This window comes from Trinickia symbiotica (assembly GCF_002934455.1).
In the GTDB taxonomy this organism is placed as follows: Bacteria; Pseudomonadota; Gammaproteobacteria; order Burkholderiales; family Burkholderiaceae; genus Trinickia; species Trinickia symbiotica.
The window spans coordinates 79165-98582 of sequence record NZ_PTIR01000011.1 but is presented as its reverse complement, the minus strand read 5'-3'; the positions used below and the strand labels follow the sequence as shown (position 1 = coordinate 98582).

17 protein-coding genes and 4 tRNA genes are annotated in these 19418 nt (G+C 65.4%); 14 read left to right on the top strand and 7 right to left on the bottom strand.

Annotated elements, in window-relative coordinates; translation table 11 throughout:
• Positions 1–9: 9 nt before the first annotated feature.
• From B0G57_RS16965 to B0G57_RS16940, 6 genes are all read left to right on the top strand, one after another.
• Entirely contained in the window at positions 10–1401 is a 1392-nt protein-coding gene (locus B0G57_RS16965; protein WP_018444160.1) for an NAD(P)(+) transhydrogenase (Re/Si-specific) subunit beta, read from the top strand.
• A 325-nt stretch (positions 1402–1726) separates the two neighbouring features.
• Positions 1727–1802 (top strand) — tRNA-Glu (locus tag B0G57_RS16960).
• 89 nt (positions 1803–1891) lie between these two features.
• A tRNA-Asp gene (locus tag B0G57_RS16955) sits at positions 1892–1968 on the top strand.
• A gap of 61 nt (positions 1969–2029) precedes the next feature.
• Positions 2030–2105, top strand: a tRNA-Glu gene (locus B0G57_RS16950).
• A 101-nt stretch (positions 2106–2206) separates the two neighbouring features.
• Positions 2207–2283: transfer RNA gene (locus tag B0G57_RS16945), tRNA-Asp, on the top strand.
• Positions 2284–2481: 198 nt separating this feature from the next.
• Positions 2482–2946: a GNAT family N-acetyltransferase gene (locus B0G57_RS16940; protein ID WP_018444161.1), complete on the top strand. Its 465-nt coding sequence runs from the start codon at positions 2482–2484 to the stop codon at positions 2944–2946.
• A 33-nt stretch (positions 2947–2979) separates the two neighbouring features.
• On the opposite strand, the gene B0G57_RS16935 is transcribed toward B0G57_RS16940, so the two are convergent.
• Complete coding sequence (locus tag B0G57_RS16935; protein ID WP_018444162.1) at positions 2980–3858, bottom strand: AraC family transcriptional regulator; 879 nt, start codon at positions 3856–3858, stop codon at positions 2980–2982.
• Positions 3859–4146: 288 nt separating this feature from the next.
• Between B0G57_RS16935 and B0G57_RS16930 the strand changes: the two genes are divergently transcribed.
• Positions 4147–4572: a gamma-glutamylcyclotransferase family protein gene (locus B0G57_RS16930; protein WP_018444163.1), complete on the top strand. Its 426-nt coding sequence runs from the start codon at positions 4147–4149 to the stop codon at positions 4570–4572.
• A gap of 105 nt (positions 4573–4677) precedes the next feature.
• On the opposite strand, the gene aceB is transcribed toward B0G57_RS16930, so the two are convergent.
• The gene (gene aceB, locus B0G57_RS16925) at positions 4678–6270 is read right to left on the bottom strand and encodes a malate synthase A (RefSeq protein WP_018444164.1); all 1593 of its coding nucleotides are present in this window, start codon (positions 6268–6270) and stop codon (positions 4678–4680) included.
• 235 nt (positions 6271–6505) lie between these two features.
• Between aceB and B0G57_RS16920 the strand changes: the two genes are divergently transcribed.
• Positions 6506–6940: a universal stress protein gene (locus B0G57_RS16920; protein ID WP_026230320.1), complete on the top strand. Its 435-nt coding sequence runs from the start codon at positions 6506–6508 to the stop codon at positions 6938–6940.
• 116 nt (positions 6941–7056) lie between these two features.
• On the opposite strand, the gene aceA is transcribed toward B0G57_RS16920, so the two are convergent.
• The 3 genes from aceA to B0G57_RS16905 all read right to left on the bottom strand — a co-directional run bounded on the left by aceA (position 7057) and on the right by B0G57_RS16905 (position 11100).
• On the bottom strand, positions 7057–8367 hold the full coding sequence (aceA, locus tag B0G57_RS16915; protein ID WP_018444166.1) for an isocitrate lyase: 1311 nt from the start codon (positions 8365–8367) through the stop codon (positions 7057–7059).
• Positions 8368–8753: 386 nt separating this feature from the next.
• The gene (locus B0G57_RS16910) at positions 8754–10334 is read right to left on the bottom strand and encodes a DEAD/DEAH box helicase (RefSeq protein WP_018444168.1); all 1581 of its coding nucleotides are present in this window, start codon (positions 10332–10334) and stop codon (positions 8754–8756) included.
• 496 nt (positions 10335–10830) lie between these two features.
• A complete protein-coding gene (locus tag B0G57_RS16905) occupies positions 10831–11100 on the bottom strand; it encodes an acyl-CoA-binding protein (RefSeq protein ID WP_018444170.1) in 270 nt (89 codons plus the stop codon).
• Between the two features lie 118 nt (positions 11101–11218).
• Between B0G57_RS16905 and tsaB the strand changes: the two genes are divergently transcribed.
• From tsaB to B0G57_RS16885, 4 genes are read left to right on the top strand one after another with little or no spacing between them, the layout of a single operon-like run.
• The gene (gene tsaB / locus B0G57_RS16900; protein WP_018444171.1) at positions 11219–11983 is read left to right on the top strand and encodes a tRNA (adenosine(37)-N6)-threonylcarbamoyltransferase complex dimerization subunit type 1 TsaB; all 765 of its coding nucleotides are present in this window, start codon (positions 11219–11221) and stop codon (positions 11981–11983) included.
• Positions 11980–12474 carry a ribosomal protein S18-alanine N-acetyltransferase gene (gene rimI / locus B0G57_RS16895; RefSeq protein ID WP_018444172.1) on the top strand — a complete coding sequence of 165 codons (495 nt, stop codon included), beginning with the start codon at positions 11980–11982 and terminating at the stop codon, positions 12472–12474. The genes tsaB and rimI overlap by 4 nt, the downstream gene beginning before the upstream one ends.
• Entirely contained in the window at positions 12392–13402 is a 1011-nt protein-coding gene (locus tag B0G57_RS16890; RefSeq protein WP_399277924.1) for a uracil-DNA glycosylase family protein, read from the top strand. The genes rimI and B0G57_RS16890 overlap by 83 nt, the downstream gene beginning before the upstream one ends.
• Positions 13399–14502 carry a DUF1853 family protein gene (locus B0G57_RS16885; protein WP_104489593.1) on the top strand — a complete coding sequence of 368 codons (1104 nt, stop codon included), beginning with the start codon at positions 13399–13401 and terminating at the stop codon, positions 14500–14502. The genes B0G57_RS16890 and B0G57_RS16885 overlap by 4 nt, the downstream gene beginning before the upstream one ends.
• Here the strand turns inward: B0G57_RS16885 and thiD are convergent.
• Both thiD and lplT read right to left on the bottom strand, forming a co-directional pair.
• Positions 14487–15293: a bifunctional hydroxymethylpyrimidine kinase/phosphomethylpyrimidine kinase gene (thiD, locus tag B0G57_RS16880; protein ID WP_018444175.1), complete on the bottom strand. Its 807-nt coding sequence runs from the start codon at positions 15291–15293 to the stop codon at positions 14487–14489. The genes B0G57_RS16885 and thiD overlap by 16 nt on opposite strands.
• Positions 15294–15352: 59 nt before the next feature.
• Positions 15353–16660 (bottom strand): lysophospholipid transporter LplT, encoded by a 1308-nt coding sequence (gene lplT, locus B0G57_RS16875; RefSeq protein ID WP_018444176.1) that lies wholly within the window; start codon positions 16658–16660, stop codon positions 15353–15355.
• A 220-nt stretch (positions 16661–16880) separates the two neighbouring features.
• On the opposite strand from lplT, the gene alr reads away from it, so the two are divergent.
• Both alr and radA read left to right on the top strand, forming a co-directional pair.
• Positions 16881–17951 (top strand): alanine racemase, encoded by a 1071-nt coding sequence (gene alr, locus B0G57_RS16870; RefSeq protein WP_018444177.1) that lies wholly within the window; start codon positions 16881–16883, stop codon positions 17949–17951.
• Between the two features lie 52 nt (positions 17952–18003).
• Complete coding sequence (gene radA, locus B0G57_RS16865) at positions 18004–19380, top strand: DNA repair protein RadA (protein WP_026230322.1); 1377 nt, start codon at positions 18004–18006, stop codon at positions 19378–19380.
• Positions 19381–19418: the final 38 nt, after the last annotated feature.

Below are 19418 nucleotides of genomic sequence, written 5' to 3'. Positions count from 1 at the left end.
GGAGTCCTGATGTTGAACGGAATCGGCAACGTCGCGTATCTGGGCGCGAGCACGCTGTTCATTTTGAGCCTGCGCGGCCTCGGCAATCCGCTCACGGCGCGGCGCGGCAACCTGTACGGCATGATCGGCATGCTGATTGCCGTCGCGGCGACGCTTGTCATCGCGCCCGGCGTCAGTCTTGCGATCGTGGTCGTCTGTGCCGCGACGGGGGCGGCGTTGGGCGCGCTTCTCGCGCAGCGCGTGGAAATGACGCAGATGCCGCAGCTCGTGGCGATCCTGCACAGTTTCGTGGGCCTCGCGGCCGTCGTGACGGCCGTCAACAGCTATCTCGCGCCCGCGGCGGGGCAAGAGGGCGTGCAGCAGACGATCCACGAATGCGAGATCTACCTTGGCGCACTGATCGGCATGGTGACGTTCGCCGGATCGATCGTCGCGTTCCTCAAGCTGCAAGGGACGATCGGCGGCAAACCGCTCGTCTTGCCCGCTCGGCACCTGCTCAATCTTCTCGTCGTCGCACTGTGCGCCGTGCTCGGTTATCGCTTTCTGACGGCACCGACCGTCGAGTCCGGATTGTTCGCACTCCTGACGATGATCGTGCTCGCCGCCGCGCTCGGCGTTCACCTCGTGATGGCGATCGGCGGGGCGGATATGCCCGTCGTCGTGTCCATGCTGAACAGCTACTCGGGCTGGGCGGCGGCGGCCACGGGGTTCATGCTCGACAACGATCTGCTGATCACGACGGGCGCGCTCGTCGGCTCCAGCGGCGCGATTCTGAGCTACATCATGTGCCGCGCGATGAACCGAGGCTTTCTATCGGTGATACTCGGCGGTTTCGGCGCGTCGAGCGGCGCGGCCGCGGCGCAGGTCGAGGGTGAGGTCGTCTCGGCGACGGTCGACGAAGTCGGCGCCATGTTGCGCGATGCGTCGGATGTCATCATCGTGCCGGGCTACGGCATGGCCGTGGCTCAGGCGCAATCGACGATCAGCGAGATCACGCGCAAGCTTTCCGCGATGGGCGTGCGCGTGCGCTTCGGCATTCATCCCGTCGCGGGTCGGTTGCCGGGGCACATGAACGTTCTGCTCGCCGAAGCGAAGGTACCGTACGACATCGTGCTCGAGATGGACGAGATCAACGACGACTTCGCCCATGCCGACGTCGTGCTGGTGATCGGTGCGAACGATATCGTCAATCCCGGCGCGCTCGAAGACCCGGCGAGCCCGATTGCCGGGATGCCGGTGCTCGAAGTCTGGAAGGCTCGCACCGTCGTCGTCTCGAAGCGCAGCATGGCGTCCGGCTATGCGGGCGTCGACAATCCGCTCTTCTACAAGGAAAACACGCGGATGCTGTTCGGCGACGCGAAAGCGAGCGTAGATGCGCTGCTGCAGGCTCTGGCGGTCTGAGGAAGGGGCCGGGCGGCGGACCGATTGCTGATCTCTGTTGGGCCAACCCGAACCCCGAACCTGACGTCGGCGTCCGCTTGCGCATCACGGCGGACGATGCGTATAATCGCAGGCTCGCTTTTCGAAGCTAGAGGGCTTTCGCGGAAGGCAGTCGATCGTTGCGGGAATGGGTCGGCCGGCGCGCGGAAAGTCCTTCGGGCGCCCGATGTGAGGAAAGAAAAAACTTCACAAACGGCGAACGGGAAGCTAGAATAGCGTTCTTCGCTTTCGGCGAAAGTTGATGGCCAAAAGTTGATTGCGAAGCGCGGTAGTACGAAGAGATTTTGTCCCCTTCGTCTAGAGGCCTAGGACATCACCCTTTCACGGTGAGTACAGGGGTTCGAATCCCCTAGGGGACGCCAGACATCGGCGGTATTTCAGTCGCGGAAGCGATGACGTGCCGCAGCTCGAGAGACGAGACCGACGCTCGCGAGTATGATGCAAAGAAAGTGGAGTGGTAGTTCAGTCGGTTAGAATACCGGCCTGTCACGCCGGGGGTCGCGGGTTCGAGTCCCGTCCACTCCGCCAGACAAAGCCCGTTCAGTAGGCTTGAACGGGCTTTTTTAATAAAGGTGTAAGCGGTACGTTTGTCCCCTTCGTCTAGAGGCCTAGGACATCACCCTTTCACGGTGAGTACAGGGGTTCGAATCCCCTAGGGGACGCCAGATATCGGTGGCGTATTCGAGCGCCGGGTTAAACCCGGAGGCACGAGACGCCGCAGCCCGTGAGACACGACCGACGCTCGCGGGCCATGATCTGCAAGACTGGAGTGGTAGTTCAGTCGGTTAGAATACCGGCCTGTCACGCCGGGGGTCGCGGGTTCGAGTCCCGTCCACTCCGCCAAATCGAAAAGCCCGTTGATGAATTCAACGGGCTTTTTTTTGGCTTACAGCTAATCGCACGTGGATCGGAAACGAAGAGAGCGGCCGTGACACGCGCCGGCAGCCATGTGTCGCGCCGCACCATCGCCGGGGGAAATCTCAGTTGCAAGCGGCGTCCCAGTGCCGTACCGTGTCCCTGAATCGTCCCGTTGCCGCGCAGATGTTCGCTCCCACCGACGCACCGCTGCCGTTCGCCCTGCGTGACGCCGCGCCCGAAGACTTCGAGTTCGCCGAGGCGCTGACGCGCAACAACATGAACGGCTACTACGAACGCCATCATCTCGTCTGGCGTGCCGATCTTTTCTTCGTCAGCTGGCGCGAATCGGAAAACTATATTCTCGAAGCCGACGGCCAGCGCGTGGGCGTCATGCGCCTGACCGAAGAGGGTAATTCGCTGCACATCCGTGACGTCCAGATCGCGGCCGGCTACCGCGGCCAGGGGGCCGGCACTTATATGCTCGAGACGGCGCATCGTTGGGCTCGCGAGCGGGGATTGAGCGAGCTGCAGCTGCGCGTCTTCGTCGACAACCCGGCTGCGCGTCTCTATCTGCGCATGGGCTATCGTGTGACCGGCCCGCGGATCACTCAGATCGGCGCGATCCGCCATATGACGCGGCGCGTCTGATCCGCGTCCGACTCCAAGCGGCGCCCGGCGCGATCAACGGCCGGCCTGGCCGTCCGGCAGATCCTCGAGCTCGTCTTCTTCCAGCGCCTTGCTTTCTTGCCGGCGCTCGTGCCCGCGCACCATGAACGCCCGCGGGCTCTCCCCGAACGCTCGGCGGAACATGGCCGAAAACGCGCTCTGACTCTGGTAGCCGAGCGCCTGCGCGATATGCGACAGCGGCCTCCCCTGGCTGAGCAGCGGAATCGCCCGCGCGAGCACGGCCTGCTGGCGCCATTGCGAGTAACTCATGCCGAGTTCCTGGCGAAAGAGCCGCGCGATCGTGCGCGTGCTCGCGCCGACCGTTGCCGCCCAATACTCGAGCGGGTCCGCGTTGCCCGGATCGGCGAGCAGGGCGTCGCAAAGCGCGCGCAACCTTTTTTCACGCGGCATCGGCACCGATAGCGGCAACGGGACCGAGTGCGTCAGCTCATCGAGGGCGAGCGCGCCGAGCAGGCGCTCACGCGCGGGCGACAAGTCGGCCGCGTCGATGGACGCGATCAGTTCGCGCAAAAGCGGTGAGACTTCCATGACGCGGCAACTCTCGAGTCCCGCCGGCACCACGGATTCGTCGATATAGAGCGCGCGCAGATAGGCGTCTTCGACGATGACGACTTCATGCGGCACGTGCGGCGGCACCCAGATTGCGCGCGAGGGCGGGACGATCCAGGTGCTGCTCTCGACGCCGATGCGCAGCACCCCACGCGACGCGTAGGCCACCTGCGCCCATGCGTGCATGTGCAAGGCGATGCGTTCGCCGGCCGGAACGGCTCGCGAGCGCACGCGAACCGGATGGTCGCGCGTCGGCGCGAATTGCGGCGGAATGTCGGCAAAGCGTACGCGCGCCGAAGGCAGTGGGACAGTCGATTCGGTCATGGCGAAACGGATCGGCAGGCGACTCGAGCGGGCTTCGCGGAGCGCGGCACGGGGCCGGCACGCGAATCCTCACGGGTCCTCATGGTTCGCTATTGTATGAGCGGCCCGGGTTCCGCGGTGGCCCTCGAGGCATGCATAATGCGCTCTTTGGATGCGCGCGACCGGCACGGCTCCGGCGGCGCGCGTGCCGTATTCCGCGCTTCGAGGCTGCCTGGCAGGCGAGCGGCGCGTGCGGCGGAACCACCCACCATGCCACTACGGGGCGAGCGAACAGGAGAACGAGTGCGGATGCGATACGTTTTCGTGTACGGCACGTTGCGCGCAGGCGAGATCAACGATATTGTGCGCGCCGCGGCACGCCATGACATCGAGGCGCCGCGTCTCACCGGCACTGCCGCGGTGCGCGGGCGTCTCTATGACTTTGGGCTTTACCCGGGACTCGTGCTCGACGCCGCCGCCGCCGGACTCGTGCACGGCGACGTCTATGAGATCGACGATGCCCTCGTCCCCGTTCTCGATGAAATCGAGGAGGTCTACCCCGGCGTGGAGGGGCTTTTCAAGTCACGCGAAGTCACCGTCGCCGTGGACGGGCGCAACCTGACCTGCCTTTACTATCCCGTCGACGCCGAATCGGTGGCCGGCCTGCCGCGGATCGAAATCGGCGACTGGGTCGAGTACCGGCTCACACGCGACGCGGAGCCCGCGCTCGGATGACGGCCGTGGCTCGGTTGCAGTCCGGTCTCGAGCGAACGATGGCGCCACGCGCAAACACGGCTGCGCGCAGCTCGCGACAGCCGTGCCTGCCGTTCAGGCCACGGCTTATAGCTCCTCGTAAAGCGGCAGCGTGAGGAACTCGGTGAATTGCTCCGCCGTCGACATTTTTTCGAAAATCTGCGCGGCACGGACGTAGGGCGCCACGTCGCTGCCCACCTCTTTCTTCACTTTCTCGAGTTCCTCTTTCGTCAGATCCCGCACGAGTTCGGCCGTGACCTTGCGGCCGTCGTCGAGCTTGCCCTTCGACGAGCGAATCCATTGCCAGACTTGCGAGCGGGAGATCTCCGCCGTCGCGGCATCTTCCATCAGGTTGTGGATCGGCACGCAGCCGTTGCCCGCGAGCCAGGAGCCGAGGTAATGGATGCCGACGTTGATGTTGTTGCGCAGGCCGGCCTCCGTGATCGGCGTCTCGGGGCGGAAGTCGAGCAGATCCTTCGCCGTCACCTGTACGTCGTCGCGCTGCTTGGCGATCTGATTCGGCTTGTCGCCGAGCACCTTGACGAACTCTTCCATCGCAACGGGAACGAGTCCCGGATGCGCGACCCAGCCGCCGTCATAGCCGTCCGTGGCATCGCGCGCTTTGTCGGCCCGTACGCCGCTCATGGCCTTTTCGTTCGCCGCCGCGTCGCTCTTGATCGGGATCAGCGCGCTCATGCCGCCGATCGCGGGCGCATTTCGCCTGTGGCAGACCTTCAGCAGATGCAACGCATAGGCGCGCATGAACGGTACCGTCATCGTGATCTGCGCGCGGTCCGCGAGGCAAAAGTCTTTGTCGTTCCTGAATTTCTTGATTGCCGAGAAGATGTAGTCCCAGCGGCCCGCGTTGAGCCCCGAACTGTGCTCGCGCAACTCGTAGAGAATTTCGTCCATCTCGAACGCCGCGAGGATCGTTTCGATGAGCACTGTCGCGCGGATAGTGCCGCGGGCGATGCCGAGCGCTTCCTGTGCCGCGACGAATACGTCGTTCCAGAGGCGCGCTTCGAGATGGCTCTCGAGCTTCGGCAGATAAAAGTAGGGGCCGCTGCCGCGCGCGACGAGTTCCTTCGCGTTATGGAAGAGATAGAGCGCGAAATCGAAGATGCCGCCCGATACGCGCTGGCCATCGACCTTCACGTGCTTCTCGCCGAGGTGCCAGCCGCGCGGACGCACGATCAGCGTGGCGATCTTGTCGTTGAGCCTGTATGTCTTGCCGCTCTGCTCGAGCGAAATATTGCGGCGCACAGCGTCGATCAGATTCAGCTGCCCCGTAATCTGATTGTGCCAGTTCGGCGTGTTGGAATCCTCGAAGTCCGTCATATAGGCGTCGGCGCCCGAGTTCAACGCGTTGATGATCATCTTGCGCTCGACGGGGCCCGTGATCTCGACGCGCCGGCATTCGAGATCGCGCGGAAGCGGCGCTATCGTCCAATCGCCTTCTCGGATCGCTTTGGTCTCTGTGAGGAAGCTGGGGCGCTCACCCGCATCGAGCCGTTCGGTCCGAGCCGCGCGCGCCTGCAATAGCTCGCGCCGGCGCGGCTCGAACGTGCGATGCAGCTGCGAGACGAGCGCGAGCGCGTCGTGCGTGAGGATTTTCTCGAAGCCCGGCTCGATGGCGCCGGTGATTTCGACGCCCGAAGGCAAGGGCAGCGTGTTGGGCATGATGGTATGTCTCCTGGAAGGGGGATGGCGAGATCGGCGGGGCGGCGGCGAACGAGCGGGTCGCGCGACGAGGCGGTCGGGTCGGGCGGGTTTTCGATATGCGGACTGTCCCTTACATCGGACGAAAGCGGCGCGACCCGCGCACTACAATCGGATCAGGCGCTGCCGCCTTCGCACAACGCGCGCATCGCGGCGACGCCGCGCCATGCGCGACGCAGCCGCCGAGGAGGGCATCATGTTCAAGCACATCCTGGTCCCGACCGACGGTTCGGATCTCTCGCAAAAGGCGATCGACGGCGCGATCGAGCTTGCGCGAGCGATCGGCGCGCGTGTCACTGCCTACGCTTGCCTGCCCCAGTATCCTTATTCGCCGTTTTCCGATGCGGCCGTCGAGCTGCCGGAAGACTTTGTCGCGCGCAGCGAACGCGAAGCCCGCTCGCACCTGGAAGACGTGGAGGAGGCGGCCCGGCGCGCGGGCGTCGCCTGCACGTGCCAGACGAGCGTGCATCCGTCGCCGTACCTCGGCATCATCGAAGCCGCGGAGCAGGGCCGCTGCGACGTCATCTTCATGGCGTCGCACGGCCGCCGCGGACTCGGCAGTCTGCTCATCGGCAGCGAAACGCAGCGCGTGCTCACGCATACGAAGATCCCCGTCCTCGTCTACCGATAAGCGCGCCGTGCAATAGCGCCGATCGGTCCGTCACCGGCGCGCCGGGGCGGATCGAAGACGCGAGCGGGCCGGCTGGCCCGTCGCGTTTCCGAATGGCTCCTCACACTGATATGTGCTTAGGCGGCGACCTTCTTGCTGTCGAAGAATTGCTCGTCTTCGGTCGAGCCGTGAAGCGCAGTCGTCGATGCTTCGCGCTCGACTGTCTGCGTCACGGCGTCGAAGTAGCCGGTACCGACTTCGCGCTGGTGCTTGACGGCCGTGAAGCCCTTCTCGGCCGCCGCGAACTCGGCCTGCTGCAGTTCGACGAATGCGCTCATCTGCGTGCGCGCGTAGCCGTACGCGAGATCGAACATCGAGTAGTTGAGCGAGTGGAAGCCCGCCAGCGTGATGAACTGGAACTTGTAGCCCATCGCCCCGAGTTCCTTTTGGAACTTGGAGATCGTGGCATCGTCGAGATTCTTCTTCCAGTTGAACGAGGGCGAGCAGTTGTAGGCCAGCAGCTTGTCGGGGAATTGCTTGTGGATTGCTTCGGCGAATTTCTTCGCGTATTCGAGATCGGGCTTGCCCGTTTCGCACCAGACGAGATCGACGTAGGGCGCGTACGCGAGGCCACGCGAGACGGCTTGCGCGAGCCCAGGCTTCGTGCGGAAGAATCCTTCGATCGTGCGCTCGCCCGTCAGGAACGGCTTGTCGTTCTCATCGACATCGGACGTGATCAGGTCGGCCGCCTCTGCGTCGGTGCGGGCAATCAGCACCGACGGCACACCGCAGACATCGGCTGCCAGGCGCGCCGCGACGAGCTTGGCGATGTTCTCGCGCGTTGGCACGAGCACCTTGCCGCCCATATGGCCGCATTTCTTCACCGAGGCGAGCTGATCTTCGAAGTGCACGCCCGCGGCGCCGGCTTCGATCATCGCCTTCATCAGCTCGAAGGCATTGAGGACGCCGCCGAAGCCCGCTTCCGCATCAGCCACGATCGGCGCGAAGAAATCGATATAGCCTTCGTCGCCCGGGTTCTTGCCTTCCGACCACTGGATCTGGTCCGCTCGCGTGAACGTGTTGTTGATGCGCTTGACGACCTGCGGGACGGAATTGGCGGGATAGAGCGACTGGTCGGGATACATCTCGCCGGCGACGTTCGCATCGCCCGCGACTTGCCAGCCCGATAGATAGATGGCCTTGAGGCCTGCTTTGACCTGCTGCATCGCCTGGTTGCCGGTCAGCGCGCCGAGCGCGTTGACGAACGGTTCAGTATTGATGAGCTTCCAGAGCTTCTCGGCGCCGTGCTTGGCGAGCGTATGCTCGGGATGCAGCGAACCGCGCAGACGCACGACGTCTTCGGCCGTGTAGCCGCGCTTGACGCCCTTCCAGCGAGCGTCGGTCTCCCACTGCCGTTGAAGTTGAGTTGCCTGCTCTTGACGGGACATGATGTGCTCCTTGTTGCCTAGAGTAAAAAAGCCTGTGCTCGTCGTCGCTTCGCCGGCGGCGAGGTCTTATATAAGAGTCTAGGCAATCTCGTTAGCTGGCAACAGCCATCGTCTCAATCTTTTTTAGTCTTTATTTTCCTTAAATATCAAGGCATTAGGTTTTTAATTTCACGATGAGAAACGACATCTTTCATCCCGCAACGCTCGTCGTTGTGCCACGCAGCACCGTTTTTACGTCTCAAAAATATTTTTCGCATCGTGAAATTTCGAGACAGGCTACGGCTGCGTCGTTCAAGGCGGGTAGGAGCCTGTCCGATCGCCGGCGCCGTGGTCGGCGCGGCGATCAGCCGGCGCGCCCGTAAAGAGGCGCGCCGGCTGTTGCTGCCTTAGCTACCGCGGCGGGTGCCTCGCGCACTGTCGCCGCGCCGGGCGGCGTAGCCATCCCGGGAGCCGTCGGTCGGCCGGCCGCTCCAACCGCTGCCGCCGCGCCGGTCACCATTCGCGGACGCCTTGCCGCGGCTCTCTCCATACCCACCGGCGCCGCGCGAGTTGCCGGCGCCCGTGCCTGCCGCGTTCGAGCCGAATCGCCGGCGCTCGCCGCCGGGGCGGCCTCGGCCGCCCGCGCCCGCGCGCGATTTCGCGGGCGGTGCCTTGCGCGGCTCGAATCCCTCGATGACGTTGACCGGAAGCGGCGAGCGTACGAAGCGCTCGATCCGCTTCAACGCGCCTTGCTCCGCATGATGAACGAGGCTCACCGCCGTGCCCGAACGGCCCGCCCGGCCCGTGCGGCCGATACGGTGAACGTAGTCCTCGGCGAACTTCGGCAGATCGTAGTTGAACACGTGCGTGATGCCGGGAATGTCGATCCCGCGGGCCGCGACGTCGGTCGCCACGAGCACGCGCAAACGGCGCTCGCGCAGCGCACGGATCGTGCGGTTGCGCGCGCCTTGCGGCAAGTCCCCGTGCAGCGCCGCCGAGGCGAAGCCGGCATCGGCGAGGCGGCCGGCGAGCTGGTCGGCATCGTTCTTCGTCGCCGTAAAGACGATCGCCTGATCGAGCGCGGCATCGCGCAGCAGGTGATCGAGCAGGCGGTCCTTATGGTCGCGATCGTCCACGAAATGCACCGTCTGTGCGATGTTCGAGCTCGACTCGGCTTGCCGGCGAATCTCGATGCGCTCCGGGTCGCGCAGCAACCGATTCGTGAGCGAGCCGATCTTGCCGTCGAGCGTGGCCGAGAACAGCATCGTCTGGCGCGACGCGGGCGTGGCCGCGACGATCGTCTCGATGTCGTCGATGAAGCCCATGTCGAGCATGCGGTCGGCTTCGTCGAGCACGAGCATCTGCAATTGAGACAGATCGATGCGGCCGCGCTCGAGGTGATCGAGCAGGCGGCCCGGCGTGGCCACGAGAATTTCGGGATTCTTCGCGAGCAGCATCAACTGCTGGCCGTAGGCGACGCCGCCGAGAATACTGACCGTGCGCAACCGGCGCAGATGCTTGCCGTAGGTCGATGCCGCGGTCGTCACCTGCATGGCGAGTTCGCGCGTCGGCGTGAGGACGAGCAGAGCCGGGCGCGCCACGGGCGGCCCGCGCCGTGTCCGGCGCTCGCCGTTCTGTTCCCCCGGCTGCGAGGCTGGCGTCTTTTGCAATTGAGCGAAGCGCTCGATGGCCGGCAGCATGAAGGCCGCCGTTTTACCGGAGCCCGTCGGGCTCGACACGAGCAGGTCTCGGCCTGCCAGGCCGGCCGGAATGGCGCGCTGCTGAACCGGCGTCGGTTCGACGTAGCCCGCGGCCGTCAGTGCGGAGACGATGGCGGGCGAAAGGCCCAGCGCGGCAAAGCCGCTGCCCGCGGGTGCCGCGACCTGAGGCTCGTCGCTGGCGGGCGTCGCCGTGTCGTCGAGACGGAGTGCGTGATCGGCGATGGCGTTGAGCGGGGAGGTCGAGGTGGAGGTGAAGCTCGAAGTCATGAGAATCCTTGTGACACAGGGAAAAAACGCCGGCGCCAATCGACCGTTTCGTTCGAGATCGGAACTACGCGCAAAAGCGCTCATTCCGACCGACCTGAGTCACAGGTTCGGCTTGCACGACCGCTGCGAGCAAATCGAAAAACGGGGGCAGCCCGCATGTTGCTGCGAGCATTTCGTTAGAAGCTGTTTCGAATGCGGGACGCCGGGAAGACGCCGCCGCCAGCCGTTCAAGACGACCCGTAGCGGGCCTAGGCGGAAGGGACAGTTTCTAAACTGGATTGGAGCGGAACGCTACTTAAGCGCCCGATCGCAGCGGAAGCCGAGGAAGACTTCCGCCACGACAGGACGCGGAGCGGATTATACCGGGTTTTGCTGCGCTGCGCCACCCGAGCCGATTTACCTCGTCGGGGCCCGGGGACGGCCGGTCACGCTGCGACGAGCCGATAGGCGAAAGGCGATCTCACAGGAGCCACGCGCGAGTCGGAGGACGCCCTGTTTAGCTGACCGCGCCGCTTTTGAGCGATTCGACGAGCTCGATGTAGAGCTCTTTGGCGCGATCCCGCTCCGTCCCCTTGAGCGAGGCCCAGGCGTCGTACTTGTACTTGCCGACGATGTCGGCGAAGCCCGGCTTGTCGCCGTGCGCGTCGCCCTCCGTTGCCTGCTTGTAGAGCGCGTAAAGCCGCAGCAGCGTCATGTTGCCCGGTTTTTCGGCGAGCGCCTTCACGTCGGTCAGCGCCTGCTCGAAACGCGCGTCGAGAGTGGTCATCGAACGTTCTCCTTGCCTAAAAGGTCAGGCGGCCGATCATAGCAAGCGGCGAGCGCGAAAGCCTGGAGCAGTGCCTCCAAACGCGGTCAGTCACTGGTGTCGCATTACAATACCGGCCATGACCCGTACCGTTTTACTTGCGATCGACACTTCGACCGAATATTGCTCGGTTGCATTGCTTTGTTCCGACGATAGTCCTGGCGCGCAATCCGGCGCGCCTTCGCGAATCTGGGGCCGTCACGACAGGACCGGCGCCGTATCGAGCGCCCGCGTGCTGCCCGCGGTGCGCGAGCTCTTCGACGAAGCGGGACTCGCACTGGCCGAATGCTCCGCGATCGCGTTCGGCGCCGGCCCAGGCTCGTTCACGGGCCTGCGCACGGCCACCGGGGTAGCGCAAGGGCTGGCGTTCGCGCTCGGCGTGCCCGTGGTTCCCGTCAGCACGCTGCTGGCCTGCGCCGAGAGCGCCAGGATGCGCGATGCGGCGTCGACGCGCGTACTCGCCGCACTCGACGCGCGCATGGACGAAGTCTACTGGGCCGACTACGCGTGGGATGCCGGCGAGGGCGAATGGAAGACGCTGTCGCGGCCCGCGCTCGCGGCACCCGCGGCTGTCGTCGTTCCTTCCGAGCCGTTCGCCCTCGCGGGCAACGCCGCGGCTCAGTTCGGCGAGCGGCTGCCGGCCGCGGCGGCCGCGAGCGTCGTCGACCACGATGCGGTTCCGCACGCCGTGCCGCTTGCGTACGCGGCCTTGCGCGCCTATCGCGGCGGCCGCACCGTGTCGGCCGATCAGGCGGCTCCCGAATACGTGCGCGACAAAGTCGCGCAAACGACGGCCGAACGGCTTGCGGCACGGGCCGTTCGGGCGGGGGAGTCGGCTCCATGAGCGGAGTGTTGCTGACTGACCGCTACATGACGCCGATGACCGACGCGGACCTCGACGAAGTTGCCGTCGTCGAGCGCGAAGCCTATGAGTTTCCGTGGACGCGCGGCAACTTCGAGGATTCGCTGCGCAACGGCTATTTCGGCGTCTGCATGCGGCACGTCACGGGCATGCTCATCGGCTACTGTGTGCTCATGCCCGTCGTCGACGAAATGCATCTGCTGAACCTCTGCGTCGCGCCGCGTGTTCAGCGCACGGGGGCGGGGCTCGCTTTGCTCCGAGAAGCCGTGCGCATCGCGCGCGGCAAGGGGCTTGCGGGCATCCTGCTCGAGGTCCGGCCGTCGAACCTTCGCGCCGTGCGGCTCTACGAGCGCTTCGGCTTCGTGACGATCGGCCGCCGCAAGAACTACTATCCCGCCCGCCATCGCGGCCGCGAAGACGCGCTCGTCATGCGATTCACGTTTCCGAAGGAGGACGCGCATGGCGTTCGATGAAGCCGCGCTCGAAACATTGGGGCTCGCGCCGATCTGGGTGCGGCGAGGTGAGCGGACAGCGACGACAACACCGACCGCGACCGCCGAGACCTCCTCGGGCGGGGATCGCGGCGCCACGGTACCGGCAACGACCGTCGCCGGGCCAGCCGTGGCGGCGCGCCAAGCGACCAAGCCGGTGCCGCCGGTCGAGCCGACGGTCCGAGCGCAGACGGACTCGATCGAGAACGAGACGGCATTCGACGACTTCCATCCATCCGGGGCCGACGTCTCGCCGCCAGCGGCATCCGTCGAGACTACGTCGGCTGTTTCGGCGCGGAGCAGTAACACGGACGCGTCGGAGCCCGGCGTCGCCGCGCTCGACTGGGAGGCGCTCGAGGCGCGTGTCGCGGCCTGTCAGCTTTGCCGCCTCTGCGAGCGGCGCACGAAGACGGTCTTCGGCGTCGGCGACCGGGAAGCCGACTGGATGCTGATCGGCGAGGGGCCGGGGGAAAACGAGGACAAGCAGGGTGAGCCGTTCGTCGGGCAGGCCGGCAAGCTGCTCGACAGCATGCTGCATGCGCTCGAGCTTGCACGCGGCCGCAACGTGTATATCGCGAACGTCGTCAAGTGCCGACCGCCCGGCAATCGGAATCCGGAACCCGACGAAGTGGCGCGCTGCGAGCCCTACCTGCAGCGTCAGGTCGAACTCGTGAAGCCGAAGCTGATCGTCGCGCTCGGCCGCGTGGCGGCGCAGAATCTCCTGAAGACCGACGCAAGCATCTCCTCGTTGCGCGGGCGCGTTCATCGATACCAGGATGTACCCGTCATCGTCACCTATCATCCGGCCTACTTGTTGCGCAGCCTGACGGACAAGGCGAAAGCCTGGGTCGACCTGTGCCTTGCGCAAGATACCTACCGGCGCGCGCTCGCCGAACAGGCGGAAAGATGAACGCGCTCGAGCCGGCCGATCGGCGAGCCGTGCTCGAAGCGTTGCTGGCTGAACTCCACGACGACGCCGTACGCGATCTGGCCTGGCTCCTCTTCAGTCCACCTCTGCTGCGCGAGCAGCCCCCGCTCGGCATGCTGGTGAATGCATTCGAGACGGCGGACGAAGTGGCTGCGACCGAAGCCTGGCTTCTCGCGCTCGACCGCGATTCGGATCCGTTGCGGCAAACGCTCGCCACATCGAGGCTGACACGGCTCGGCCGGTATGCCGAATGCCTGCTGGCTTACTTTCTCGCCCACGGTCCGGCGACTCGGCTCATCGCGGCGAATGTGGCGCTGCGCCTCGCGGGGCGCACGGTCGGGGAATGCGATTTCCTCGTCGAAACGGCAAGCGGCCGACGTCAGCATTGGGAGCTCGCGGTCAAGTGCTATCTGCATTTGGGCGGTGAATCAGCGTCTCTGGCCGACTATGTCGGGCCGAACCTGCAAGATCGCTTCGATGTAAAGCTCGCCCGTCTGCTCGAGCATCAGTTGCCGTTGTCGGCACGCGACGAATTCGCCTCGCTCGGCCATGCGGGCCCGTGGGAAGCTCAGATGCTCGTCAAAGGCTGGCTGTTTTACCGTTGGCGAGAGTACGCCCCCGTCCGCAACGTTGCTTTGCCTCAGTTGCATCCCCAAGCTGTCGATCCGCTGCACGCGCGCGGATTCTGGATCACGCGGGCGCAGTGGCCGCGCTTTGCGGGGCGGTTCGCGTGCGACGCGACCCGAGTCGACAATTTCGCATCCCACTCAGCTATCGAGCAAAGCTCACGCTTGTCGCTCCAGCGCGCCGACGCCTGGGCGATCCTGCCACGACTGGCGTGGCTTGCGCCGCGGCGCTCGAGCAAAGGCGACGGGGCGCAAGCGGCCGGGCTTTCCACGGCGCAGGCGCTCGCCGAGCGGTTGGCGCAGCACGACGATCCGACGATGGTCGCGGCGTTCGTCCGTGCGGAGGGCGATGCCGGCTCGCCGCATTGGCGGGAATCCGCACGCGGCTTCGTGGTACCCGACGATTGGCCCGAGCGAGCCTGCGCCTTCGCCGGCCGGCCTTACCACCAGCGGTGAAAATGATGGAGCGGCCCGATCCCGCTCCCGACGCTCAGCCGGCCGCTTTCGCGCAATGCATCGAGCAAGTAGGCCTTGGCGTCGGCGATGGCGCTCCTAAGGTCAGCGCGCTGCGGCACGAGGGCGGCGATGGCCGACGACAGCGTACAGCCGGTACCGTGCGTATTCGAGACAGCGATGCGAGGGCCGCCGAACCGGTGCGACCCGCTCGCGTCGATGAGCCAGTCAGGGCTGTCGGGCGCCGCAAGATGTCCGCCTTTCATCAGAACGGCATGAGCGCCAAACGCGCGCAACGCTTCGCCCTGACGCAGCATCTCCGGCTCGTCCGCGGCCGGGACGACGCCCAGCAGCGCGGCCGCTTCGGGCAGATTCGGCGTGACGACTGTCGCGAGCGGCAGCAGTTCGTCGCGCAGCACCGCGACTGCGTCTGGCTCGAGCAGCGCGCGATGGCTTTTGGAGATCATCACCGTATCGAGCACGACGCAACGCGGTTCGTAGCGCCGCAACGCGGCGGCGACGACGCGCACGATGCGGGCGTTCGAGAGCATGCCGATCTTGACCGCGTCGATGCCGATATCGCCGAAGACAGCGTCGATCTGCGCCGCGACGAATGACGCGTCGGGCGTATGGACAGCCGTGACGCCGCATGTATTTTGCGCGGTCAACGCTGTGACGACGCTCGCACCGTACGCGCCGAGCGCCGAAAACGTCTTCAGATCGGCCTGAATGCCGGCGCCGCCGCCCGAATCTGAGCCGGCGATCGTCAACACGTTCGGAATGGAGCGCGACATGGTTCCAGGTGTGCGAGAGCGGGAGGTGTGCGAAGCCTCGGGATACCAGCCTCGGCCCGTCAGTGCTTGACCTCGCCGATCAATGCGACGGCGTCGAACGCGCGCTGATTGGCCTGGTGCCGGCGCATGACCATCCACATCGTCAGGCAGACGAACGTGCCGAACAGCACGATGACGATGGCAACGGGCACGTCGAGCCAGACGAGCACCGCATAGAGGCAGAGCATGACGAGCACCGAAAGATTCTCGTTGAAGTTCTGCACGGCGATCGAATGGCCCGCCGAGAGCAGGACGTGGCCCCTGTGCTGCAGCAGCGCGTTCATCGGCACGACGAAGAAGCCCGAAAGCGCACCGACGAACATGAGAAACACGTACGCGATGATGAGATAACCGGGCACGCGCATATGCCCGAAGTAGAGGCCCCAGTTCGGGGGAACGAGATTGCGCGTATAAAACGCCATCACCATGACGGCGATGCCCATGAGAATGCCGACGGGCAAGACGCTCAGCGATTTCTTGAGCGGCACTTTGGCGGCGGCCATCATGGCCCCGACCGCCACGCCCACGGCGACGATCGCCTGCAGGATCGCGCCCTCGGAAAGCGACATGCCGAGCGAGACCTCGGCCCATTTGAGCACGATGAATTGCAGCGTCGCGCCGGCGCCCCAGAAGAGCGTCGTGACGGCGAGCGAAATCTGCCCGAGCTTGTCGCGCCAGAGCGTCAGGAAACAATCCGCGAAATCGGTCACGAGCCGGATGGGCCCGTGCTGCTGTTTCGGATAGCGGGCGCCCGTATCGGGAATGCGCAGGTTGAAGATCGCCGCGACGATGTAGATGCCGACGATCACGACCATGGCCGCCTCGGCGGCCGTGGCGATGACGGGGAGATGGTGCCGGAGGATATGACTCGCGATGTGCGGGCTGATCAGCGCGCCGCCGAGCACGGTGCCGAGGATGATGGAGGCGACGGTCGTTCCCTCGATCCAGCCGTTCGCGGCGACGAGCCGCTCGGGCGGCAGCAGCTCCGTGAGAATGCCGTACTTGGCGGGCGAGTAGGCGGCGGCGCCGAAACCGACGATGCCGTAGGCGATGAGCGGATGCGCGCCGAACAGCATGAAGAGGCAACCGCCGATCTTGATCGTGTTCGTCACGAACATGACGCGGCCTTTCGGGCGCGAATCGGCGAACGCGCCGACGAAGGCGGCCAGCACGACGTACGAAAGGACGAAGAACAGCTTGAGCAGCGGTGTCATCCAGTTCGGGGCGTGAAGGTCTTTGAGCAGTGCAATGGCGGCGATCAGAAGGGCGCTATCGGCCAGCGACGAGAAGAACTGCGCGGCCATGATGGAATAAAAACCTTTTTTCATCTGATGCGTGTGTGTCCTCGCTGCGGTCGTCCGCCCGGCCGCGCGAGAGACGCGTTGGGACCTATGCCGTTCGAAATGGGTTGTGCGCACGGCTTTATATCACGAAAATAGGTGCCTTCGGACTGCCGGCGCGTCGGGAAGACGACGCTTTTTGGCCGGTTTATATGCACGAAAAGAGCGCCACGAGCGTTCTTCGTTCCCTATTCAGACGAAAACACCTATGCCGCGCCCGCTTCTCGCCACCGTTCATACCGCCGCCTTAGCCAACAATCTTGCCGTCGCGCGCCGCCATGCGCCGCGCTCGAAAGTGTGGGCCGTCGTCAAGGCCAATGCATACGGCCACGGGCTCGCCCGCGCATTCCCCGGTCTGCGCGCGACAGACGGCTTCGGTCTGCTCGATCTCGAAGAGGCGGTCAAGCTGCGCGAGCTTGGCTGGGCCGGGCCGATTCTTCTGCTCGAAGGGTTTTTTCGACCGACCGACATCGACGTCATCGATCGCTATAGCCTCACGACGACGGTGCACTGCGACGAGCAGCTGCGCATGCTCGAAATGGCCCGGCTTTCGAAGCCCCTCAACATCCAGCTCAAGATGAACACGGGCATGAATCGGCTCGGGTATACGCCCGAAAAGTTCCGCGCAGCGTGGGAGCGCGCGCGCGCCTGCCCCGGCGTCGGCCAGATCGTGTTGATGACCCATTTCTCGGACGCCGACAGCGAGCGCGGCATCAGCGAACAGATGGCGGCTTTCGCGCGCGGCGCCGAAGGGATAGCGGGCGCGCGCAGTCTCGCGAACTCCGCGGCGACGCTCTGGCACCCGCAGTCGCACTTCGACTGGGTTCGGCCCGGCATCATCCTTTATGGCGGGTCGCCGTCGGGCGTCTCCGGCGCGATCGAGGGGCTGGGCCTGCAGCCGGCGATGACGCTCGCCTCCGAGCTCATCGCGGTGCAGACGCTCGCGGCCGGGCAAAGGGTCGGCTACGGGTCGACCTTCGCCGCGGCGGGGCCGATGCGCATCGGCGTGGTCGCCTGCGGGTATGCGGACGGTTATCCGCGCTGCGCGCCCGAAGGCACGCCGATCTTCGTCGATGGTGTGCGCACGCGCGTCGTGGGCCGCGTATCGATGGACATGATCACGGTCGACCTGACGCCATGCCCGACGGCGAACGTCGGCTCGCGCGTCGAGCTCTGGGGCGCGCAGCTATCGATCGACGACGTCGCTCGCGCTTGCGGCACGATCGGCTACGAGCTCATGTGCGCCGTGGCGCAGCGTGTGCCCGTGCGCGCCGAATAAACCGCCCGGCTCTCTCCGGAAAAAGAACCGACAAGAAAGATCAAGGCGGCACGTGGCAAAGCAGAAAACGACTTTTACCTGTTCCGAATGCGGGGGGCAGGCCCCCAAGTGGCAAGGGCAGTGCCCAGCCTGCGGGGCGTGGAATACGCTCGTCGAGGCGGTCGCCCCCGCGGCGGGCGGGCATCGCTTTCAGTCGCTCGCGAAAAGTGCCCCCGTGCAGCGTCTCGCCGAGATCGAAGCGGCGGACGTGCCGCGCTTCTCGACCGGCATCGGCGAATTCGATCGCGTCCTCGGCGGCGGATTCGTCGCGGGCGGCGTCGTACTGATCGGCGGCGATCCGGGTATCGGCAAGTCGACGCTTTTACTGCAATCGCTCGCCGCGGTCGCCGAAAGCCGTCGCGCGCTTTATATCAGCGGCGAGGAATCGGCCGCGCAGATCGGCTTGCGTGCGCAGCGGCTCACGTTGCTCGAATCCGGCTCGAAGGCCGCTGAGCTGAAGCTGCTCGCCGAGATCCAGCTCGAGAAGATCCAGGCCGCGATCGAGGCCGAGCGTCCCGACGTGGCCGTGATCGATTCGATTCAGACCGTTTACTCCGAGGCGCTGACTTCGGCGCCGGGCTCGGTCGCGCAGGTGCGCGAGTGCGCGGCGCAATTGACGCGCATCGCGAAGCAGTCGGGCACGACGATCGTCATGGTCGGGCACGTGACGAAGGAGGGCAACCTTGCCGGGCCGCGCGTGCTCGAGCATATCGTCGATACCGTGCTCTATTTCGAAGGCGATACGCACTCGTCTTTCCGCCTCGTGCGCGCGTTCAAGAACCGCTTCGGCGCCGTCAACGAACTCGGCGTCTTCGCCATGACCGAGCGCGGCTTGCGCGGCGTGGCCAACCCGTCCGCGCTGTTTCTCTCCCAGCATGGCCAGCATGTGCCGGGCTCGTGCGTGCTCGTCACCCAGGAAGGGTCCCGGCCGCTGCTCGTCGAGATTCAGGCGCTCGTCGATACGGCCCATGTGCCGAATCCGCGGCGTCTTGCAGTCGGGCTCGAGCAGAACCGGCTCGCCATGCTGCTCGCGGTGCTGCATCGTCATGCGGGCATCGCCTGTTTCGATCAGGACGTGTTTCTCAACGCGGTCGGCGGTGTCAAGATCGCCGAGCCGGCCGCCGATCTCGCCGTCTTGCTCGCTATCCATTCGTCGATGCGCAACAAGCCGCTCGGCAAGGGGCTCATCGTCTTCGGCGAAGTCGGGCTCGCCGGAGAAATCCGGCCTTCGCCTCGTGGCCAGGAGCGGCTCAAGGAAGCGGCGAAGCTCGGCTTTACCGCGGCGTTGATCCCGAAGGCCAATGCGCCGAAGCAGGCCGTCGACGGCTTGCAGGTGCTCGCCGTCGAGCGCATCGAAGAGGCGATCGACCGCGTGAAGGAGCTGGAATAGGGCGCGGCGGCAAAGGGGCGTGCATCAGCATGGCCCCT

Coding starts and splice junctions, on each gene's coding strand:
- B0G57_RS16965 (WP_018444160.1), top strand. CDS start 10: ATGTTGAACGGAATCGGCAACGTCGCGTATCTGGGCGCGAGCACGCTG.
- B0G57_RS16940 (WP_018444161.1), top strand. CDS start 2,482: ATGTTCGCTCCCACCGACGCACCGCTGCCGTTCGCCCTGCGTGACGCC.
- B0G57_RS16935 (WP_018444162.1), bottom strand. CDS start 3,858: ATGACCGAATCGACTGTCCCACTGCCTTCGGCGCGCGTACGCTTTGCC.
- B0G57_RS16930 (WP_018444163.1), top strand. CDS start 4,147: ATGCGATACGTTTTCGTGTACGGCACGTTGCGCGCAGGCGAGATCAAC.
- aceB (WP_018444164.1), bottom strand. CDS start 6,270: ATGCCCAACACGCTGCCCTTGCCTTCGGGCGTCGAAATCACCGGCGCC.
- B0G57_RS16920 (WP_026230320.1), top strand. CDS start 6,506: ATGTTCAAGCACATCCTGGTCCCGACCGACGGTTCGGATCTCTCGCAA.
- aceA (WP_018444166.1), bottom strand. CDS start 8,367: ATGTCCCGTCAAGAGCAGGCAACTCAACTTCAACGGCAGTGGGAGACC.
- B0G57_RS16910 (WP_018444168.1), bottom strand. CDS start 10,334: ATGACTTCGAGCTTCACCTCCACCTCGACCTCCCCGCTCAACGCCATC.
- B0G57_RS16905 (WP_018444170.1), bottom strand. CDS start 11,100: ATGACCACTCTCGACGCGCGTTTCGAGCAGGCGCTGACCGACGTGAAG.
- tsaB (WP_018444171.1), top strand. CDS start 11,219: ATGACCCGTACCGTTTTACTTGCGATCGACACTTCGACCGAATATTGC.
- rimI (WP_018444172.1), top strand. CDS start 11,980: ATGAGCGGAGTGTTGCTGACTGACCGCTACATGACGCCGATGACCGAC.
- B0G57_RS16885 (WP_104489593.1), top strand. CDS start 13,399: ATGAACGCGCTCGAGCCGGCCGATCGGCGAGCCGTGCTCGAAGCGTTG.
- thiD (WP_018444175.1), bottom strand. CDS start 15,293: ATGTCGCGCTCCATTCCGAACGTGTTGACGATCGCCGGCTCAGATTCG.
- lplT (WP_018444176.1), bottom strand. CDS start 16,660: ATGAAAAAAGGTTTTTATTCCATCATGGCCGCGCAGTTCTTCTCGTCG.
- alr (WP_018444177.1), top strand. CDS start 16,881: ATGCCGCGCCCGCTTCTCGCCACCGTTCATACCGCCGCCTTAGCCAAC.